At 73.0% G+C, this 18,754-nt stretch carries 17 protein-coding genes; 14 read left to right on the forward strand and 3 right to left on the reverse strand.

Features of this window, described 5'->3' with window-relative positions:
• Positions 1 to 15: 15 nt before the first annotated feature.
• The 6 genes from IE308_RS20155 (at position 16) to IE308_RS20180 (ending at position 4,626) form a co-directional block, all read left to right on the forward strand.
• The gene (locus IE308_RS20155; protein WP_110628344.1) at positions 16 to 885 is read left to right on the forward strand and encodes an acyl-CoA thioesterase; all 870 of its coding nucleotides are present in this window, start codon (positions 16 to 18) and stop codon (positions 883 to 885) included.
• Positions 886 to 984: 99 nt separating this feature from the next.
• Complete coding sequence (locus tag IE308_RS20160; RefSeq protein WP_190219001.1) at positions 985 to 1,917, forward strand: helix-turn-helix domain-containing protein; 933 nt, start codon at positions 985 to 987, stop codon at positions 1,915 to 1,917.
• 90 nt (positions 1,918 to 2,007) lie between these two features.
• Entirely contained in the window at positions 2,008 to 2,421 is a 414-nt protein-coding gene (locus IE308_RS20165; RefSeq protein ID WP_110628342.1) for a nuclear transport factor 2 family protein, read from the forward strand.
• On the forward strand, positions 2,418 to 2,900 hold the full coding sequence (locus tag IE308_RS20170; protein WP_190219002.1) for a nuclear transport factor 2 family protein: 483 nt from the start codon (positions 2,418 to 2,420) through the stop codon (positions 2,898 to 2,900). The genes IE308_RS20165 and IE308_RS20170 overlap by 4 nt, the downstream gene beginning before the upstream one ends.
• A complete protein-coding gene (locus IE308_RS20175; RefSeq protein WP_190219003.1) occupies positions 2,897 to 3,796 on the forward strand; it encodes an alpha/beta hydrolase in 900 nt (299 codons plus the stop codon). The genes IE308_RS20170 and IE308_RS20175 overlap by 4 nt, the downstream gene beginning before the upstream one ends.
• Complete coding sequence (locus tag IE308_RS20180) at positions 3,793 to 4,626, forward strand: NAD(P)H-binding protein (RefSeq protein WP_110628339.1); 834 nt, start codon at positions 3,793 to 3,795, stop codon at positions 4,624 to 4,626. The genes IE308_RS20175 and IE308_RS20180 overlap by 4 nt, the downstream gene beginning before the upstream one ends.
• 7 nt (positions 4,627 to 4,633) lie before the next feature.
• On the opposite strand, the gene IE308_RS20185 is transcribed toward IE308_RS20180, so the two are convergent.
• Both IE308_RS20185 and IE308_RS20190 read right to left on the reverse strand, forming a co-directional pair.
• Positions 4,634 to 5,422, reverse strand: a complete 789-nt coding sequence (locus IE308_RS20185; protein ID WP_110636516.1) for a phosphatase — start codon at positions 5,420 to 5,422, stop codon at positions 4,634 to 4,636.
• Between the two features lie 118 nt (positions 5,423 to 5,540).
• Positions 5,541 to 6,992 carry a PucR family transcriptional regulator gene (locus IE308_RS20190; protein WP_190219004.1) on the reverse strand — a complete coding sequence of 484 codons (1,452 nt, stop codon included), beginning with the start codon at positions 6,990 to 6,992 and terminating at the stop codon, positions 5,541 to 5,543.
• Between the two features lie 192 nt (positions 6,993 to 7,184).
• Here IE308_RS20190 and IE308_RS20195 point away from each other — a divergent pair, with 192 nt between their 5' ends.
• From IE308_RS20195 to IE308_RS20210, 4 genes are all read left to right on the forward strand, one after another.
• The gene (locus tag IE308_RS20195) at positions 7,185 to 8,657 is read left to right on the forward strand and encodes a sodium:solute symporter family protein (RefSeq protein ID WP_190219005.1); all 1,473 of its coding nucleotides are present in this window, start codon (positions 7,185 to 7,187) and stop codon (positions 8,655 to 8,657) included.
• A gap of 58 nt (positions 8,658 to 8,715) precedes the next feature.
• Entirely contained in the window at positions 8,716 to 9,696 is a 981-nt protein-coding gene (gene speB / locus IE308_RS20200; RefSeq protein ID WP_110628337.1) for an agmatinase, read from the forward strand.
• A complete protein-coding gene (locus IE308_RS20205) occupies positions 9,693 to 11,378 on the forward strand; it encodes a thiamine pyrophosphate-binding protein (protein ID WP_190219006.1) in 1,686 nt (561 codons plus the stop codon). The genes speB and IE308_RS20205 overlap by 4 nt, the downstream gene beginning before the upstream one ends.
• 106 nt (positions 11,379 to 11,484) lie before the next feature.
• Positions 11,485 to 12,567 (forward strand): DNA polymerase III subunit beta family protein, encoded by a 1,083-nt coding sequence (locus IE308_RS20210; protein WP_190219007.1) that lies wholly within the window; start codon positions 11,485 to 11,487, stop codon positions 12,565 to 12,567.
• A 128-nt stretch (positions 12,568 to 12,695) separates the two neighbouring features.
• Here the strand turns inward: IE308_RS20210 and IE308_RS20215 are convergent, their stop codons facing one another.
• Positions 12,696 to 13,346 carry a LysE family translocator gene (locus tag IE308_RS20215; protein ID WP_110628334.1) on the reverse strand — a complete coding sequence of 217 codons (651 nt, stop codon included), beginning with the start codon at positions 13,344 to 13,346 and terminating at the stop codon, positions 12,696 to 12,698.
• 222 nt (positions 13,347 to 13,568) lie between these two features.
• Between IE308_RS20215 and IE308_RS20220 the strand changes: the two genes are divergently transcribed.
• The 4 genes from IE308_RS20220 (at position 13,569) to IE308_RS20235 (ending at position 18,671) form a co-directional block, all read left to right on the forward strand.
• Positions 13,569 to 13,934 carry an effector-associated constant component EACC1 gene (locus tag IE308_RS20220; protein ID WP_110628333.1) on the forward strand — a complete coding sequence of 122 codons (366 nt, stop codon included), beginning with the start codon at positions 13,569 to 13,571 and terminating at the stop codon, positions 13,932 to 13,934.
• Positions 13,921 to 16,665 (forward strand): serine/threonine-protein kinase, encoded by a 2,745-nt coding sequence (locus tag IE308_RS20225; protein WP_190219008.1) that lies wholly within the window; start codon positions 13,921 to 13,923, stop codon positions 16,663 to 16,665. The genes IE308_RS20220 and IE308_RS20225 overlap by 14 nt, the downstream gene beginning before the upstream one ends.
• 91 nt (positions 16,666 to 16,756) lie before the next feature.
• Positions 16,757 to 17,602: a serine hydrolase gene (locus IE308_RS20230; protein ID WP_190219009.1), complete on the forward strand. Its 846-nt coding sequence runs from the start codon at positions 16,757 to 16,759 to the stop codon at positions 17,600 to 17,602.
• 46 nt (positions 17,603 to 17,648) lie between these two features.
• Positions 17,649 to 18,671 carry an esterase-like activity of phytase family protein gene (locus IE308_RS20235; RefSeq protein WP_190219010.1) on the forward strand — a complete coding sequence of 341 codons (1,023 nt, stop codon included), beginning with the start codon at positions 17,649 to 17,651 and terminating at the stop codon, positions 18,669 to 18,671.
• Positions 18,672 to 18,754: the final 83 nt, after the last annotated feature.

The following is an 18,754-nucleotide window of genomic DNA, read 5'->3' on the forward strand; positions in this document are numbered from 1 at the left end:
CGGCCACCACCACCCATGAGCCAGGCACTCCAGGATCTCCTCGATCTGCTCGACCTGGAGCAGATCGAGGAGAACATCTTCCGCGGCCGGTCCCGCTCCGCCGTCGTGCCCCGCGTCTTCGGCGGGCAGGTCGCGGCGCAGGCGCTGGTCGCCGCCGGGCGGACGGTCCCCGCGGACCGGCCCGCCCACTCGCTCCACGCGTACTTCCTGCGCATGGGCGACCCCGGCGCGCCCATCGTCTACACCGTCGAGCGCATCCGGGACGGGCGGTCCTTCACCACCCGCCGGGTCGTCGCCGTCCAGCACGGCCGGCCGATCTTCTCCCTGTCCGCCTCCTTCCAGGCGTACGAGGAGGGCCTCGACCACCAGACGCCGATGCCGCCCGCGCCGGACCCGGTCACCCTGCCCACCTCCCGCGAGCGGTTCAGCGGCTACGACCACCTCGACCCCGGGGTCGTCGCCCGCTTTTTGGAGGCACGCGAGGCGATCGACCTGCGGTACGTCGACGAGCCGCCCTACGGCCGCTACGGCGAGCCGCGCGAACCGCACTCCCAGGTCTGGTTCCGCACCGCGGGCAAGCTCGCCGACGACCCGATGCTGCACACCGTCCTCGCCACGTACGTCTCCGACATGACCCTGCTCGACTCGGTGCTGCTCGCGCACGGCCGCGGCGGCTGGGCCGTCGGCGACGTCGTCGGGGCCTCGCTGGACCACGCCATGTGGTTCCACCGGCCCTTCCGCGCCGACGAGTGGCTGCTGTACGACCAGGAGTCGCCGTCGGCGTACGGCGGCCGGGGACTCGGGCAGGCGCGGATCTACACGCAGGACGGCAGGCTCGCCATCTCCGTGATCCAGGAGGGCGTGGTCCGCGTACCGCGCGACTGAGTGCGCACAGGCCGGCACGGAGAGCGCTTGGCCCGGCCTGGAGATCGTTCTACCGTTCCCGCATCGCCTCGGGGAGAGACGATCTTGGGGGAGGGCACGATGAGCCTGGCCGGACTGGGGCTGACCGCCGCGCAGGAACGCGTGTACCGCTACCTGTTACGCAACCCGCGCACCGATCCCGCGACCGCCGCCGCCGACCTCGGCCTGGAGCCGGCCCAGGTGAGGCGGATGGCCGCCGAGCTGAGCGCGCTGGGCCTGCTGGACGACGCGCTGACGCCGGTCGCCCCGGCCGCCGCCGTGGAGCTGCTGGTGCGCCGGCGCCTCGAACAGGCCCAGCGGCAGTTCACCGAGCTGACCCGCGCCTGGGACGTGCTCACCGAACTCTCCGAGGAGCACCGCAGCGGCCGTACCGTCCAGATGGTCGAGCACCTGCCCGACGGGGCGACCGTCACCCGGCGCATGCGCGCCCTGCTGGCCGCCGAGCCGGGCGAGCTGGTCCATCTGAAGATCCGCGCCCGCGGCCGCCGCTCCGAGGACCTGCAGCCCTTCGCCCGCCTGCTCGCCCGCGGCCTGCGCAGCCGCACCCTGTTCTCCGCGGACGCCCTGACGGACCCCGAGGAGCTGGCACACGCCGAGTACTGGCACCGCCTCGGCGACCGGCACCGGGTGACCACCGAACCCAGCCGCCACCTGGCCGTCGTCAACCGCTCCGTCGCCTTCGTGCAGGCCGACCCCAGCGGCCCCGGACCCGGCGCCTTCCAGATCCGCCAGCCCGGCCTGGTCGCCACGCTGGCCGACGTCTTCGACGGCATGTGGGAACGCGCCCGCGACCTGGACGACCTGCCCCTGACCCCCATCGAGGAGCAGGTCCTGCACGCCCTGACCCGCCACGACACCGACGAGGCCGCCGCGCGCTCGCTGAACGTCTCCGTCCGCAAGTTCCGCGCCCATGTCGCCGACCTCATGGGCCGGCTCGGCGCGGCCACCCGCTTCCAGGCGGCCCTGCGGGCCAAGGAGCGCGGCTGGCTCTGAGCAGGCCCGGGGCCGCCGTGCAGGTTCCTGCACCGGGCCTGCAACTTGTCCCTCTCGCGGGTCCGCCCGGGCACCGACAGGCTGGTCCGCATGGACGCAACGGACCGACTCGACGTCATCGACACCTGCACCCGCATGGCCTGGTACGCCGACCGGCGTGACTGGGACCGGCTCACCGAGGTGTTCGCCGACAAGGTGACCCTGGACTACACGAGCCTCAACGGCGGCGAGCCCGTCACCCTCACCCCGGCGCAGATCACCGACGGCTGGCGCGCCGGGCTCGGCGTGTACGACGCCACCCAGCACCTCGTCGGCAACCACCTGGTCACCGCCGACGGCGACAGCGCGGTGTGCACGGCCACCTTCCAGGCCACCCACCTCAAGAGCGACGGCTCCCGCTGGACCCTCGGCGGCACCTACCGCTTCGATCTGGCCCGCACCGGCGCCGGCTGGCGCATCACCGGCGTGGTCATGACCGCGGTGTGGAGCGACGGCGAGCGATGAGGAGACCCGCCGTCCTGGCGGCGGCGGTGGCCGCACTGGCCGTGGCGGCGGGCGCGGCGGCCCTGACCGGAGGTGACCTGCTGGGCGGGGACACCGACGGGGCGGCGGCGCGACCGCCCGCCGCGTCGCGTACGTCGCCCGCCCGCTCCCTCGCCCCCTCCGCCCTGCACCCCGCCGCCCGGCGCTACTTCGACGCCGTGGCCGGCGAGGACGCCGACGCCGTCGCCGCCGCGTTCGCCGCGGACGGGCTCGTCGTCGACGTGGGGCGGGAGATCCGCGGCCGGGACGCCATCCGGCAGTGGGCCGCGGACGAGGTCGTCGGCGGCGACTACACCGTCCTGGACCACACCCCGCACACCACCGGCACCACCCTGCTGGTCCGCTTCCGGCCCGGCGGCACGGGCGACGGCTTCCGCGCCCGCTACCGCTTCGACATCACCGACGGACTGATCACCCGAGCCACCCTGGAGTACGCATGACGCGCACCACCCCGGTCAAGGTCACCTTCGACAGCGAGGGCGTGACCCTGACCGGCAACCTGTACCTCCCCGGGACGGCGGCGGCCACCCCCGCGCCCGGCGTCGTCGTCGCCGGCACCTGGACCAGCGTCAAGGAGCTGATGGCCGACCGCTACGCCGAGCGGCTCGCCGAGCGCGGACACGCCGCCCTGTCCTTCGACTTCACCGGCTTCGGCGAGTCCGGCGGCACGCCGCGCGACGTGGAGGACCCGGCCCGCAAGGTCCGCGACATCCACCACGCCGTCACCTTCCTCGCCGCGCACCCGGCCGTCGACGCCGGCCGGATCGGCGCCCTCGGCATCTGCGCGGCGGCGATGTACATGTCCGACAACACCGCCCACGACCCCCGGGTCCGCTCGCTCGCCCTGGTCGCCCCCTGGCTGCACGACGCCGCGATCTGCGAGGACGCCTACGGCGGCGCCGCGGCCGTGGCCGAGCGGATCAAGACCGGCCGGGAGGCCCGCTCCCGCTACGACGAGACCGGCGAGGTCGACTACGTGCCGGTGGTCTCCGCCACCGACGAGCGCGCGGCCATGCCGTACGACATCGACTTCTACCTCAACCCCGGGCGCGGCGGCATCCCCGCCTGGCCCAACCGGTTCGCGGTGATGTCCTGGCCGGACTGGCTCAGCTACGACGCGATCGCCCTGGCCCCCCTGATCGACCGGCCCACGCTGCTCGTGCACAGCGAGGACGCCGCGATCCCCGAGGGCGCCCGCCGCTTCCACGCGGGGCTCGCCGGGCCGAAGGACATCTTCTGGACCCAGGGCACCCAGTTCGACTTCTACGACCAGGAACCCCAGGTCACCGTCGCCGTCGACGCCGTGGCCGCGCACTTCGGAAGGACCCTTCGATGATCCTCGTGACCGGAGCGACCGGCAACGTCGGCGGTGAGGTGGTGGACGCGCTCGTCCGCGCCGGAGAGCCGGTACGGGCGCTGGTGCGCCGCCCCGCCGAGGGCCGGCTGCCCGCACCGGCCGAGCAGACCGCCGGCGACCTGAACGAGCCCGGCTCGCTCGACGCCGCCCTGGACGGCGTCCGCGGGGTGTTCCTGCTGCCCGGCTACCGGGACATGCCCGGGCTGCTCGCCCGGATGCGGCAGGCGGGGGTGGAGCGGGTGGTGCTGCTGTCCGGGCTGTCCACCGTCGCCCGCGACACCGACAACGCCATCTCCCGGTACATGATCGAGTCGGAGCGCGCGGTCCGGGAGTCCGGGCTGGCCTGGACGTTCCTGCGGCCCAACGCGTTCATGTCGAACGCGCTGCGCTGGCTGCCGCAACTGCGCGCCGGCGACGTCGTCCGGGACTCCTTCGGCTCGGTGCCGGTGGCCTCCGTCGACCCGTACGACATCGCGGCCGTGGCCGTGCGCGCCCTGCTCGACCCCGGGCACGAGGAGGGCATCCACCCGCTGAGCGGCCCCGAACCGCTGCTGCCCGCCCGGCGCCTCGCCGTCCTCGCCGACGTCCTCGGCCGCGACCTGCGCTTCCACGCCCTGTCCGACGAGGAGGGCAGGGCCGAGATGGCCGCGAACGGGGTGCCCGAGCCGTACATCCAGGCGTTCTTCAGCTTCTACGCCGACGGCACCCTGGACGAGTCGCAGGTCTACCCGACGGTGGAGAAGGTGACCGGCAGGCCGCCGCGCACCTTCCGGCAGTGGGCCGAGGCCCACCGCGCGGACTTCGTCTGACCCCGGCTCAGGAGAGGCCGGCCTCCGCCAGCAGGTACGCCGTCATCGGGTCGTAGTAGCGGGGGCTGACCACGTGGTCGTCGAGCGGCACCGTCACCTGGAGGGTGCCCTCGGCCTCCGCGAGGAACAGCGCCGGGTCGTTGCAGTCGGCGTACCCGACCGCGTCGACGCCGTGCTGCCCGGCGTACCCGGCCCAGCCGTGGTCGGCGACGACCAGGTCGGGCAGCGGGCGGCCCTCGCGCTCCAGGCCGGTCAGGATCGCCTTCATCGGCTCGCCCGAGTGGGTGTGCCACAGCGTGGCCCCGTGCTCCAGCACCGCCACGTCCGCGAACTGCATGACGTACCCCTCGTCCGTCACCAGCCCGTCCGGGATGACGACGATCTCGCAGCCCGCGGCGCGCAGGGCCGCGGCGGTCGCGCGGTGCACGTCGAGCAGGCCGCCCGGGTGGCCGGTGGCGAACAGCACCCGCTGCTGCCCGTCGGCGGCCTTGCGCAGCCGCGCCGCCATCCGCTCCAGGGCGGAGACGGTCAGCTCGGGGTCGATGGTGTCCTGCCCGTGGCGGTGCTCCGGGTCGTCGCTGACGCCGACCCGCTCCGCCATCACCGCGAGCACGTCCTGCTCGTCGCTCCAGCGGTCGCCCAGCTCCAGACCGAGCCAGTAGCCGCGGTCGCCGTTCGCCAGCTTCCGGTAGTGGGAGAGGTTGTTCTCGCGGGGAGTGGCGACGTCGCCCGCGATGCGGGTGCGGACGAGGTGGTCGACGAGTTCGGCGCGGCTGGGTGTCCCGGGTATCGGCATGGTCCCCATTGTGAGGCAGACCTCCGTGCCGCCACCGGGCCTCCCGCACGCTGGGACGCGGGTCACGCACCGCATGTCACGGGCGCCGCCCGAGGGTGTGCGGGTCACGCACCGCACGTCACAGGCGCCGCCCGAGGGCGAACCACAGCTCCATCCGTACGTCCGGGTCGTCCAGGTCGGCGTCGAGCAGGGCCGCGCAGCGGGCGATGCGCTGGCGCACGGTGTTGCGGTGCACGGACAGCGCGACGGCGGTGCGGTCCCAGCTGCCGTGCAGGGACAGCCAGGCGCGCAGGGTCTCGGTGAGCGCGGGGGTGAGGGGCGCGAGGAGGGCACGGGCGTACGCCTCGGCCTCGCCGGCCGGAAGGAGATCGGCGAGCCCGGTCCGCTCGCCGTGCCGGACGAGCGGGACCCGGGTGGCGCGGGCCCGCGCCAGGGCACGGGCCGCCTGCGCGTCGGCGCCGGGGAGACCGGCGGGCTCGGCGGGCGCGCTGATCCCGAGTGTCCAGCCGGGATACGCGGCCGGGACGGTGCCCGTGGGCAGCAGCACACGGACGACGTCGTCGTCCAGGTCGACCAGGGACGAGCCGAGCGCGGCGCCCAGGGCGGAGGCGGCCACCGCGTCCGGGGTGCCCTGCTCGGGCCGGCCGTGCACCACCACCAGGCGCTCCGCCCCGAGCAGCGGGGCCACCTCCTCGGGCGTGGCGCCCAGCAGCAGCCGGACCAGGGCCGCGGAGCGCGCCGCGCCCGTGCCGCCGCGCTGTTCGCCGGTGAGGAGGGTGAGCAGGACCGCGGCCACCGAGGCGATGGTGTGGTCGCCCTGGTCGCGGGGCGGGGCGGCGACGCCCAGCACGAAGCCCCGGCCGGTGCCGAGCGCGTAGGCGGCGAGCCGGACGTCCCCGGCGGTGTCGGTGGCGGTCGCCGAGGAGCGGCGGGTGACCGCCCCCGCCAGCCCGGCCAGCGCCCGCTCCACCTCCGGCGGCTGCTCCCGGCCCGCCTCGGCGACCCGGGCGCCCTCGGGGCCGTACAGCACGGCCCGGCCGCCGAGCCGCTGGGCGAGCCGGCGCAGCACGGACGGCACCGGGTCGGGGCGGGAGGCCGCCGCGGCCAGGCTCTGCTGGGCCTCCGTGACCCGGCGCAGCTCGGCGGTCCTGGCCTGCGCCATGAGTTGCCAGACGGCCCGGGCCACACCGGAGAAGGTGGTCCGCGGCGGCACCTCCAGCAGCGGCAGCCCGTGCGCCTCGCACGCCTCGACCAGCGCGCGCGGCACGGTGTCGTGCACGGGCGCGAGGCCGAAGCCGAGGGCGGCGCCGCCCGCGGCGACGATCCGCGAGACGTAGTCGTCGAAGTACGTCCCCGTCCCCGCCGGGTCCGGGATGTGCACGCCGGCCGTCAGCAGCAGCTCCCCGCCCAGCAGGTAGGGGTACGGGTCGGCCATCTCCGAGGTGTGCGCCCAGTGGACGGTGACCCCGGCGGCGTCCGGCCCGGCGATCTGCCGCAGGGCGAGGTCCTCCCGCGCCAGGAGTGCCGCGAGGGGCACGGGTGGCGTGGGCGGAACGGCCGGATCCGGCATGGTGTGCGATCCCTCCACCGAAGGCGTCCCCGAGTGGAGGAAACGTACACTTCGCAGTCGCTTTCCGGCCACCTAGGGTCGGTCCGACCGGCAGCCGCGGGTACGGGCGGATGTCCCCGCGAGCCGCTGCCGACACCCCCGTTTCGGTACCTGCACGACACGCCACCGGGAAGCGCTGAAGGAGGGCCCCACATGGCCGTCGACTACACCGTCATCGTCCTGTATCTGGCCGGCATGCTGGCCATGGGCTGGTGGGGCATGCGCCGCGCCAGGTCCAAGAGCGAGTTCCTGGTGGCCGGCCGCCGCCTCGGGCCCGCGATGTACTCCGGCACCATGGCGGCCATCGTCCTCGGCGGCGCCTCCACCATCGGCGGCGTGGGCCTCGGCTACCAGTACGGCCTGTCTGGCGCCTGGATGGTCTTCACCATCGGCCTCGGCCTGCTCGCCCTGTCGGTGTTCTTCTCGGCCCGCATCGCCCGGCTGAGGGTCTACACCGTCTCCGAGATGCTCGACCTGCGCTACGGCGGACGGGCCGGCGTCATCTCCGGCGTGGTCATGTGGGCGTACACCCTGATGCTCGCCGTCACCTCCACCATCGCCTACGCCACGATCTTCGACGTCCTGTTCGACCTCAACCGCACGGTCGCGATCGTCCTCGGCGGCTCGATCGTCGTCGCCTACTCCACCCTCGGCGGCATGTGGTCCATCACGCTGACGGACATGGTGCAGTTCGTCGTCAAGACCGTCGGCGTGCTCCTGCTGCTCCTGCCGATCGCCGTCGTCAAGGCGGGCGGCTTCGCCGAGATGAAGGCCGAGCTGCCCACCGAGTACTTCGACCCGCTGGGCATCGGCGGCGAGACGATCTTCACCTACGTCCTGATCTACACGTTCGGCATGCTGATCGGCCAGGACATCTGGCAGCGCGTGTTCACCGCGCGCAGCGACCGCACCGCCAAGTGGGGCGGCACGGTCGCCGGCACCTACTGCCTGGCGTACGCCCTGGCCGGCGCGGTGATCGGCACGGCCGCCAAGGTGCTGTACCCGACGCTGGGCAGCGCCGACGACGCCTTCGCGACCATCGTCAAGGACGAGCTGCCCGTCGGCGTGCGGGGCCTGGTGCTGGCGGCGGCCCTCGCCGCGGTGATGTCGACGTCGTCGGGCGCGCTGATCGCCTGCGCCACCGTCGCCAACAACGACATCTGGTCGCGGATCCGGGGAGCCGTGAGCGGCCCGGCGGAGGGCCGCGACGAGGACCACGACGAGGTGCGCGGCAACCGCGCCTTCATCCTCATCATGGGCCTGGCGGTGATCGCCACGGCCATCGCCCTGAACAACGTCGTCGAGGCGCTCACCGTGGCCTACAACCTGCTCGTCGGCGGCCTCCTCGTGCCCATCCTCGGCGGCCTGCTGTGGAAGCGCGGCACCGCCCAGGGCGCGCTCGCCTCCGTCGCCGTCGGCGGCGTGGCCGTCATCGCCCTGATGGCCTGGAAGGGCATCCTCGCCAACGAACCCGTCTACTACGGCCTCCTCGCCTCCCTCGCCGCCTACGCGGCCGTCTCCCTGGCCACCCCGGCGACCGACCCGGCCGTCCTGGCCGCCTGGCGCGAGCGCCTCGCCGGCCGTGCCCCCGAACCCCTGTCCGAACCGGTCCCGGCTCCCCAGTAGAGTCGTAAGGACGAAGCAGTACATACGCGATGAAGCGTAGGAAAGAAGGCACTTGACCATGAGCAGCAACGAGACGCCCCGCGGCCCCGTCGACTCCTCCCGCATCCCGCGGTACGCCGGCCCCGCGACCTTCGCCCGGCTGCCCCGCCTCGACGAGGTCGGACGCGCCGACGTCGCCGTGGTGGGCGTGCCGTTCGACTCGGGCGTCTCGTACCGGCCGGGCGCCCGCTTCGGCGGCAACGCCATCCGTGAGGCGTCCCGGCTGCTGCGCCCCTACAACCCGGCACAGGACGCCTCCCCCTTCGCCCTCGCGCAGGTCGCCGACGGCGGCGACATCGCCGTCAACCCGTTCAACATCAACGAGGCCGTCGACACGATCGAGGCGGCGGCCGACGAGCTGCTCGGCACCGGCGCCCGCCTGATGACCCTGGGCGGCGACCACACCATCGCGCTGCCGCTGCTGCGGTCGGTCGCGAAGAAGCACGGCCCGGTGGCGCTGCTCCACTTCGACGCCCACCTGGACACCTGGGACACCTACTTCGGCGCGGAGTACACCCACGGCACGCCGTTCCGCCGCGCGGTCGAGGAGGGCATCCTCGACACGTCCGCCCTGTCCCACGTCGGCACCCGCGGCCCGCTCTACGGCAAGCAGGACCTCACCGACGACGAGAAGATGGGCTTCGGCATCGTCACCTCGGCGGACATCTACCGCCGCGGCGCCGACGAGGTCGCCGACCAGCTGCGCCAGCGCATCGGGGACCGCCCGCTGTACATCTCCATCGACATCGACTGCCTCGACCCGGCCCACGCGCCCGGCACCGGCACGCCCGAGGCGGGCGGCATGACCTCCCGCGAGCTGCTGGAGATCCTGCGCGGCCTGGCGTCGTGCAACCTGGTCTCGGCGGACGTCGTCGAGGTGGCCCCCGCGTACGACCACGCGGAGATCACGTCGGTGGCGGCCTCCCACACGGCGTACGAACTGACCACCATCATGAGCCGCCAGATCGCCGCGGCCCGCGAGGAGAACGAGGGCAAGTGACCCACGACCACGACCTGGAGCTTCGTCCCACGGCCGCCCAGACGGAGGCCGCGCTCAACCCGCCTCCCGGCCGCAACGGCGGAGACCTGGTCGTGGAGACCCTGGCCGGGCTGGGCGCGACGACCGTCTTCGGCCTGCCCGGCCAGCACGCGCTCGGCATGTTCGACGCGCTGCGCCGCTCCCCGCTGCGCTATGTGGGCCTGCGGGTGGAGAACAACGCGGGCTTCGCGGCGGACGCGTACGGCCGCATCACCGGCGAGGCGGCCCCGCTGCTGCTGTCGACGGGCCCGGGCGCGCTGACGTCGCTGGCCGCGCTGCAGGAGGCGGCGGCCGCCTCGGCGCCCGTCCTGGCGATCAGCAGCCAGGTGCCGGTGGCCGGCCTGGGCGGCGGCCGCAAGGGCTATCTGCACGAACTCCCCGACCAGGCGGCCTCGTTCCGGGGCGTGGTGAAGTCGGTCCACACGGTCCGCACCCCGTCCCAGATCCCCTCCGCGATCGCGGCGGCCTGGCGGTCGGCGCTGACCGCCCCGCACGGTCCGGTGTGGGTGGAGATCCCGCAGGACGTACTGCTGTCCCCGACGGCGCTGCCGGTGGTGACGGCGATGGACGCGACGCCGGACGAGCTGGTCCCGCGCCCGGAACTGACCGCGGTGGCGGCCGACTTGCTGTCACGCGCGTCCCGCCCGGCGATCATCGCGGGCGGCGGAGTGGTCCGCTCGGACGCCTCCGGCAAGCTGAAGGCCCTCGCGGAGAGGCTCGACGCGCCGGTGGTGACGACCTTCGGCGGCAAGGGCGCCTTCCCGTGGGAGCATCCGCTCTCCCTCCAGTCCTGGCTGGAGGATCGCCACATGACGGACCTCCTGGAGGATGCGGACGTCCTGCTGGTGGTCGGCTCGGGCCTCGGCGAACTCTCCTCGAACTACCACACGTTCGCCCCGCGCGGCCGGGTGATCCAGATCGAGGCCGACCTCGGCAAGCTGGAGTCCAACCACCCGGCCCTGGGCATCCACGCGGACGCCCGCCTCGCGCTCCAGGCCCTGCTGGAGACGGTGACCGAGCGCACGGACCCGTCGGCGCGCGAACGGGTACGGCAGGTGCTGGACCGGATCCGCGCCCGCATCGCCTCCCAGGACCTGACCCTGGAGCAGCAGGTCCTCGCCTCGGTCCGCGCGGCCCTCCCCGCCGACTCCCCGTCCTTCTGGGACATGACGATCCTGGCCTACTGGGCCTGGTCGGCCTTCGACCCCCGCGGCACCAACCTCATGCACTCGGCCCAGGGCGCGGGCGGCCTCGGCTACGGCTTCCCGGCCGCCCTCGGCGCGGCGGCGGCCGACCCGACCCGCCCGGTCCTCGCGGTCTCCGGCGACGGAGGCGCCCTGTACTCGATCGCCGAACTGGCGACGGCCCGCCAGTACGACCTCCCGGTGACCTGGCTGATCATCGACGACGGCGGCTACGGCATCCTCCGCGAGTACATGACCGACGCCTTCGGCGAGGCCACGGCCACGGAACTGACCCGCCCGGACTACGTGGCCCTGGCGGAGTCCTTCGGGGTACCGGGGGTCCGCACGACGCCCGAGTCCCTGCAGTCCGACCTGACGAAGGCACTGGCGACACCGGGGCCGTCGGTGGTCGTACTCCCGGCACTGCTGCGGATGTTCGCGCCGACGCATCTGGGGTGAGGCGCGTCGCGGCTGCCTCGGCGAGCGCCGGTCTCCCCTGCGCGACGATCTCGCGTTTGACCCTCGACCTGGTCGAGGGACCAGAGTTGCGGATGTGGAGAGCGACATGCGCAGCATCGGGGAGATGGCGCGGGACAGCGGACTGGGCGTGAGTGCGCTGCGGTTCTACGACCGTGCCGGTGTACTGGTCCCCGCCTGGGTGGACCCGGTCAGCGGCTACCGGTGGTACGACCCCGGGCAGCTGGAAGAGGCCCGGTTGCTGGCCCGTCTGCGCCGGGCCGGCATGCCGCTGGCGGACGTCCGGATGGTTCTGGTGGGCTGGTCCACCGCGGACACGGACCTCGTGCGGGGACTCCTCCAGGCGCACCTGCGCCGCCTCGAACGGGGTCTGGCCGACGCCCACGGTGAGTTCTCCACACTCCGAGTACTACTCGACGAACGGGAGAACCCCATGACTTCGCTTGGCACGGCCACCGCCGAACTGTCCGTTCCCGCCACCGAACTGGCCGCCGCACTGGACGCGGTCCGTTTCGCGGCCGGCTCGGACCCGGATCTGCCCATGCTCGCGGGTGTCCTGTTCGACATCGAGGGCGCGGCACTGAGCGTCGCGGCCACCGACCGCTACCGGATGGCCGTCGCCCGGACCGCCACGACCGGATACGACGGGCCCCGCGTGCAGGCCATCGTGCCGCTGCCCCTCGCCGACGCGATGCGAGCGCTGCTGGACGGCGAGGAACAGGTGCGGCTCGCCCTGGACGGTGACCGGGTGTCGCTGACGGCCGGCGACCGGCAGACGGCCGGCCGGTGCCTCGACCACGACTTCCCCGACTACCGCCGCCTGGTGCAGCTGCCCGAAGGCCGCCGGGCCGTCGTCGACACGGCTGCCCTCCAGGAAGCGTTGAAGTCCGGCCCGGTCCGGAGGGGCGAGCTGAGCAAGCAGGACGGAGAGCACTGCGACGTCAGCGTGCTCAGGGTGGCCGACGACGGCACAGTGACACTCTGCGAGGACGGTGACGAGCGCCAGGACGATGTCGCCGTCAACCGCCGCTTCCTGCTGGACGCGCTCACCGCGGGGGATCGTGACGAGCTGATCCTGGAGTTCGGCGCCCCCACGGCCCCGATCGCGATCCGCCGGCCCGACGACGAGCGGGCCTTGTCGATCCTGATGCCGGTCCGCCTGGAGGACTAGGCCGTCTCCTTGCGGATCACCGGAACCGGAGCGAAGTTTCAGTCGGGCCCTTGCCGCCTGGGCGCGTGCATGGTGCGGAGGAAAGCCTTGCTCCAAATACCACTCCCTGGCGGTGAGGTGGCGGGACGTCAGCGCAGGGCGACCGCCGCGTTCGAGCGTTCCGTCGCGATCCTGAGCGCGAAGCCGGCCAGCGCGGTGCCCATCGCGTAGCGATGAAGACGCTGCCAGAGCGGGTGGCGGTTGAAGAAGCCGGCGACGGAACCGGCCGTCACGATGAAGAACGCGTTTCCGGCGACCCCCACCGCGATCTGGGTCAGACCCAGCAGGAGGCCCTGGAGGGCGACGTGGCCGCGGTCCGGGTCGACGAACTGCGGCAGCAGGGAGATATAGAGGATGGCCACCTTGGGGTTGAGCAGGCAGGTGAGGAGGCCCATCAGGAAGAGCTTCACAGGCCTGTCGGGCGCCAGCTCCTGCTGCTCCAGCGGCGACCGGCCGCCCGGGCGGACCGCCTTCCAGGCCAGCCAGAGCAGATAGGCCGCCCCGGCCAGCTTGACCGTCAGGTAGATCTCCGGCACCAGGGCGAAGACGGTGGCGATACCGGCGGACACGGCGAGGAGGTAGACCAGGAAGCCGAGGGCGACCCCGGCCAGCGAGACCAGCCCCGCCCGGCGACCCTGGGAGATCGAGCGCGACACCAGGTAGATCATGTTCGGCCCCGGCGTCAGCACCATGCCGAGCTCCACCAAGGCGATCCCCGCTATTGCTCCGAGCCCGATCACGGCACTACCTCCGTACGCATGTTCCCCTGGGCGCAACCTAGCAGCTCACACTCACACCTCGGTAACGATCAGATGGCGGTAGGTCACGCTGCGTGCAGGCCGCATTCCGTTGCACGCGGTCCTGAGGCCGGTCTAGTCTCCGTCTGCACCACAGGCTTGGGCACACCCATCACGAGGACGGCTGCCGGCAGGGAGTCGTGGGAAGGTGCGGGTTACTGCACCATGGCGGTCGAGTTTCGTGTCTTTCCGGGCGGCGGGTCGCAGATGGACAGTCTGCGGGACTGGATGGGCGGGCACCCCGGGGTCGAGGTGACCGTCGTGGAGCGGCCGCCCGAGCCCAACAGCCAGGGGACCGTGTGGGACTTCCTGGCGGTGGTGTGTGCCGCCGGCGGGCCGCTGGTCGCCGCCGTGCAGGCGCTGCACCTGTGGATCGGGGCGCAGACCACCGACATCGAACTCGAGGTCGGCGACCGGCGGTTCAAGGTGACCGGCCGCAACGCCGAGGCCGTGCTGCGGGAGGTCATCGAGACCGCCCGGCAACTGGAGGCGGGCCAGGGGGAGGCGGGGGGCACGGATGAGTCCGCGTGACGACATCGACTTCGGTCGGTCGCGCGCCATCCTGCTGGGCACGTCGGACTACCGGGCCGGCTTCGAGGGCCGCCGCCCCATGCCCGCCGCCCTGCGCAGCCTGCGGGAGATGCGCCGCTTACTGACCGGGCCGGGGGAGTGGCCCCCGGCCCGTATCACCACGTTCAAGAACAAGCAGGGCAGCGGCCGGCTGCTGCAGAGCATCGCCGCGCTCCTCGACGACGTCGAGGACGTCCTGCTGTTCTACTACGTCGGCCACGGCCAGCCCCTCGTCGCCGGCAACGGCCGGTTCGACCTCGGGCTCGCCCTCACCGACACCAGCGAGGACGCCGCCCAGCGGGCCCTGACCTCGCTGCGCTTCCGCGACCTGCGTGAGCAGATAGAGGGCAGCCGCGCCCGTATCAAGATCGTCGTCCTGGACTGCTGCTGCGCCGGCATCGCCACCCGGTTCGCCGAACCCGCCTCCCACCTCACCGACCACGCCGACCAGGCCACCCCGGTCCGCGGCGCGGGCACCTACATCTGGGCCGCCTGCGGGCACACCCAGCGGACCTTCTTCGAGGACGGCCCCGAAGGGCTGACCTACTTCACCAAGTACCTCGCCGAGGCGGTCCGCGCGGCCCGCGCCGAACAGACCCTCGGCGCCACTGTCGCAAACCTGCACGACGACGTCCGGCGCCGGCTGCGCGAGGCGAGCATCCAGAACGCCACCGTGCCGCCCGTGCCCGACCTGCTCTACAGCGGCCGGCCCGACCAGTTCCTCTTCGTGCGCGGGCAGGCCGGCGGCGAGGAGTTCCACTTCGAGTCGCTGAAGGCCGGCGACCCGCACCGGATCGGCCCGTACGTCCTCCAGGCCCGCCTCGGCACGGGCGGCGCCGGCCAGGTCTATCTGGCGTTCACGCCCGGCGGGCAGCCCGTCGCCGTCAAGGTCCTCAAGCCGGAACTGGGCCAGGACCCCGAGTTCGCGGGCCGCTTCGCCCGCGAGGTGCGCGTCGCCCAGGACGTCCGCAGCAGCGATGTCGCCCGCCTGATCAGCGCCGACCCGCAGGCGGCGCAACCGTGGCTGGCCAGTACGTACGTGTGCGGGCCGTCGCTGCTCGAACTCGTCCGGGAGGCCGGGCCGCTGCCCGACCGTGAGGTCATGCTCATCGCCTCCGGCATAGCCCGGGCGCTGCAGGCCATCCACGACGCCGGCGCCGTGCACCGCGACCTGAAGCCCGCCAACGTGATGCTGGACGAGACCGGCCCCAAGGTCATCGACTTCGGCATCGCCAAGTCCGTCTCCAGGACGCTGATCACCCGGACCAACGTCCATCTCGGCACCCCCGCCTACCGGTCGCCGGAACAGGCGCTCGGCCGCAAGGAGATCACCTCCCAGTCGGACGTGTTCACCCTCGGCTCCACCGTCTACTTCCTGGCGACCGGCGAGGACGTCTTCGCCGCCGAGGACCTGATGGGCACCATCAACCTCATCGCCCGCGAGGAGCCCGACCTCGGCGCGCTCAGCCCGCAGGTCCGCGACCTGGTCGCGCGCTGCCTGGCCAAGGACCCGGCCGAACGGCCCACCCCCGCCGAGGTGGTGGAGCTGTGCGCCGCCGCGGCCGGACCGGTCACCCCGGGCGCCTACCTGCCCATCGAGAAGGCCGCCCCCGCGATCCACGCCCGCAACCAGGCCCTGCGGCGGCTCATGCAGTCGGCCGACGTCCGCAGGACTCCGCCACCGCCGCCCCCGCCGCCCCCTCCGGGCGGCCCCGCGGACGACGACCCCGGGTCCGTGGTGGGCAACCGGCAGCCCCCGGGCCCGACCGGCGGTACGAGCGGGCGCGGTGTGCTCGGCGCTGTGCTCGCCCTGGTCTGCGTCGTCCTGCTGATCTGGATTCCCGCGCACTTCGCGGGCGGCAGCGACGACGACAAGGCCGGCGGGACGGTCACGCCCACACCGTCCGTGTACTCGACGTTCCCGGAACCCGACCCCTACGAGGAGGGCGAGCCGGCGGACGACCCCACCCCCGACGAGCCGTCGGACACCCCGTCGCCCACCCCCTCCCCGAGCCCCACCAACCCCATCGCCACGGTCGAGGAGGGCGACTGCCTCACCATGGACGGCACCTACGACGAACCCGACTACCGCGAGACCGACTGCACCGACGGCGTCTTCAAGGTGCTGGCCGCGTTCAGCGGCACCACCGACCGGGGCGAGTGCGCCGGGTTCACCGAGGCCGACGTCGTCACCACCAGCGCCGGGCTGCGGCGCGTCGTCTGCCTCTCCTACCAGGGCGGCAGCGCCTACCACGCCAGGCCCGGCGACTGCGTCTACGGCCCGAACGCCAAGGGCAGCAACTGGACCCGGCAGAGCTGCGTCACCGGCAACTTCACCGTCAAGGCCCGGCTCACCGGCACGTCGGACACCGCCCGGTGCCGGTCGTACTCCGGTGTCGAGCAGACCCTCACCTCGACGACGCGGTGGAGCGAGCTGAACGTCGTGCAGTGCCTGGCGATGAACTTCCCCAACGCGGCCGGCCGCGCCCCAGTCGGCTCCTGTCTGCTGATGACGGGATCCGGCCAGAACACGGACTACCAGGCCGCGTCGTGTGGTCAGGCCAACGTCATGGTGACCGGGCGCGTCTCCCGCTACTACGACACCGCCTACTGCGGGTCGTACGGCTGGACGACCTGGCGGTCGGGGGACTTCCCGGACATCGCCTACACCGTGTGCTTCAAGCGCATCTGACGTCGCGCGGAGGGCCGTTGGGGTGGCCCTCCCGCCAAATGTGACAGTGCGTCGTACAACCATTCGGTCGAACTCATGAGTCAACAGGGGCATGACTCATGGGACTTCCGTACGTGCCAGAGCCCTCGCCGCAGCCGTCGGCGCCGGCGTCCTCATACCCTGCGTGCTCGCCGCCACCCCGGCCGCCGCCGCCACACCCACCGTCAGCTGCACCTCCGCCAAAGCCGGCCTCGCCGCCAAGCTGCAGCGGGACATCACCACCGCGCTCTCCGGCCGCGGCGGCACCGTCGCCGTCGGGCTCTACGACCGCGCCACCAACACCACCTGCACCCTGCGCGCCTCCACCGCCTACGACTCCGCCAGCGTCGTCAAGGTGACCGTCCTCGCCACACTGCTGTGGGACGCGAAGAAGCACAACCGGTATCTGACCGACCGTGAGGTCTCCCTCACCCGGGCCATGATCACCAAGTCGGACAACAACGCCACCTCCACCCTGTGGAAGCAGCTCGGCCTGACGAAGATCAAGGGGTTCCTCGCCGCCGCCGGCATGACCCAGACCAGGCCCGGCGCCAACGGCTACTGGGGGCTGACGCAGATCACCGTCACCGACGAACAGAAGCTGCTGAAGCTCCTCACCGCGCGGAACACGGTCCTCAGCGACAACTCCCGGGCCTACGCCCTGAAGCTGATGAGCCAGGTCGTCTCCTCGCAGCGCTGGGGCACCCCGTACGGCGCCCCCTCCGGCATCGCCGTGCACGTCAAGAACGGGTGGCTGCAGCGCTCCACTTACGGCTGGCGCGTGCACAGCGTCGGCACCTTCAACGGCGGCGGCCACGACTACATGCTCACCGTGCTCACCCACGGCAACAGCACCATGAACTACGGCATCAGCACCATCCAGGCCGTCGCCAAGGTCGTCCACCGGGACCTCGCGTAACGAGGCGGTCTCCCTTCCTTCACCCTCCCGCCCTACGGTGGCGTCCATGCGCCCGAGAACGCTTCTCGCCACCTTCACCGCCGGCCTCGCGGCGGTCGCCGGCCTGACCGCCGCGGCACCGGCCGGCGCGGCCGGCAGCCACGCCTGTTCGCCGTCCGTCCGTATCGACCGGTTCTCCGACGCCCTGGACAAGACCGGCTTCCAGGGCACCTTCGTCGGGAACCTCTCCGCCCTCGCCGTCGACCGGGACGGCTCGCTCGCCGCCGTCTCCGACCGGTCCTCCCTGTTCCGCCTGGACCGGACGACCCTCGCGCCGACGTCCGTCGTCCCGCTCGCCGACGAGAGCGGTGCCGTGCTCGACTCCGAGGGGCTGGTCGTGGACCGGGACGGCACCCGGCTGGTCAGCAGCGAGACGGAACCGTCCGTACGCCGCTACCGGCCCGACGGCCGTCTCCTCGACAGCCTGCCCGTGCCCGGCCCGCTGCGGGTCGCCCCGGCGGGCCGCGCCCGCGCCAACGGCACCTTCGAGGGGCTGACCCTGCTGCCCGGCGGGCACCGGCTGCTCGCCTCGATGGAGTACCCGCTCGCCGGGGACGCCGCGGACCTCGTCCGCTTCCAGACCTGGCAGCGCACCCCCGGCAACCGCTTCCGGCCCGCAGCCCAGTACGCCTACCCCGTCGATGCCGGCCTCGGCGTCCCCGAGGTGCAGTCCCTCCCGGACGGCCGGCTCCTGGTGCTGGAGCGCGGCTTCACCGCCGGTGTCGGCAACACGGTCCGGCTCTACCTGGCCGACCCCCGGCACGCCACCGACACCAGCGGCATCGAGACCCTCACCGGGCAGGACGACGGCGTACGGGTGATCCGCAAGACCCTCCTCGCCGACCTCGCCGCCTGCCCCTCCCTCGGCGCCACCGCCCGGCAGCCCCAGCCGAACCCGCTCCTCGACAACATCGAGGGGATGGCCGTCACCGGCCGTGCGGGCGACCGCCTGAACGTGCTGCTGGTCAGTGACGACAATCAGAGCGAGAAGCAGATCACGCGGTTCTACTTCCTGCGCGTCCGCCTCTGATCGGACACCCACTGTGACGGAGGGATGAAATCCGCTTCCCGCCGCGTTGGTGCCTTCCGGTAGATCAGGTCGAACGGAAGGCA

The organism is Streptomyces griseosporeus, assembly GCF_014656055.1.
In the GTDB taxonomy this organism is placed as follows: domain Bacteria; phylum Actinomycetota; class Actinomycetes; order Streptomycetales; family Streptomycetaceae; genus Streptomyces; species Streptomyces griseosporeus.

Coding starts and splice junctions, on each gene's coding strand:
- IE308_RS20155 (WP_110628344.1), top strand. CDS start 16: ATGAGCCAGGCACTCCAGGATCTCCTCGATCTGCTCGACCTGGAGCAG.
- IE308_RS20160 (WP_190219001.1), top strand. CDS start 985: ATGAGCCTGGCCGGACTGGGGCTGACCGCCGCGCAGGAACGCGTGTAC.
- IE308_RS20165 (WP_110628342.1), top strand. CDS start 2,008: ATGGACGCAACGGACCGACTCGACGTCATCGACACCTGCACCCGCATG.
- IE308_RS20170 (WP_190219002.1), top strand. CDS start 2,418: ATGAGGAGACCCGCCGTCCTGGCGGCGGCGGTGGCCGCACTGGCCGTG.
- IE308_RS20175 (WP_190219003.1), top strand. CDS start 2,897: ATGACGCGCACCACCCCGGTCAAGGTCACCTTCGACAGCGAGGGCGTG.
- IE308_RS20180 (WP_110628339.1), top strand. CDS start 3,793: ATGATCCTCGTGACCGGAGCGACCGGCAACGTCGGCGGTGAGGTGGTG.
- IE308_RS20185 (WP_110636516.1), bottom strand. CDS start 5,422: ATGCCGATACCCGGGACACCCAGCCGCGCCGAACTCGTCGACCACCTC.
- IE308_RS20190 (WP_190219004.1), bottom strand. CDS start 6,992: ATGCCGGATCCGGCCGTTCCGCCCACGCCACCCGTGCCCCTCGCGGCA.
- IE308_RS20195 (WP_190219005.1), top strand. CDS start 7,185: ATGGCCGTCGACTACACCGTCATCGTCCTGTATCTGGCCGGCATGCTG.
- speB (WP_110628337.1), top strand. CDS start 8,716: ATGAGCAGCAACGAGACGCCCCGCGGCCCCGTCGACTCCTCCCGCATC.
- IE308_RS20210 (WP_190219007.1), top strand. CDS start 11,485: ATGCGCAGCATCGGGGAGATGGCGCGGGACAGCGGACTGGGCGTGAGT.
- IE308_RS20220 (WP_110628333.1), top strand. CDS start 13,569: ATGGCGGTCGAGTTTCGTGTCTTTCCGGGCGGCGGGTCGCAGATGGAC.
- IE308_RS20225 (WP_190219008.1), top strand. CDS start 13,921: ATGAGTCCGCGTGACGACATCGACTTCGGTCGGTCGCGCGCCATCCTG.
- IE308_RS20230 (WP_190219009.1), top strand. CDS start 16,757: ATGACTCATGGGACTTCCGTACGTGCCAGAGCCCTCGCCGCAGCCGTC.
- IE308_RS20235 (WP_190219010.1), top strand. CDS start 17,649: ATGCGCCCGAGAACGCTTCTCGCCACCTTCACCGCCGGCCTCGCGGCG.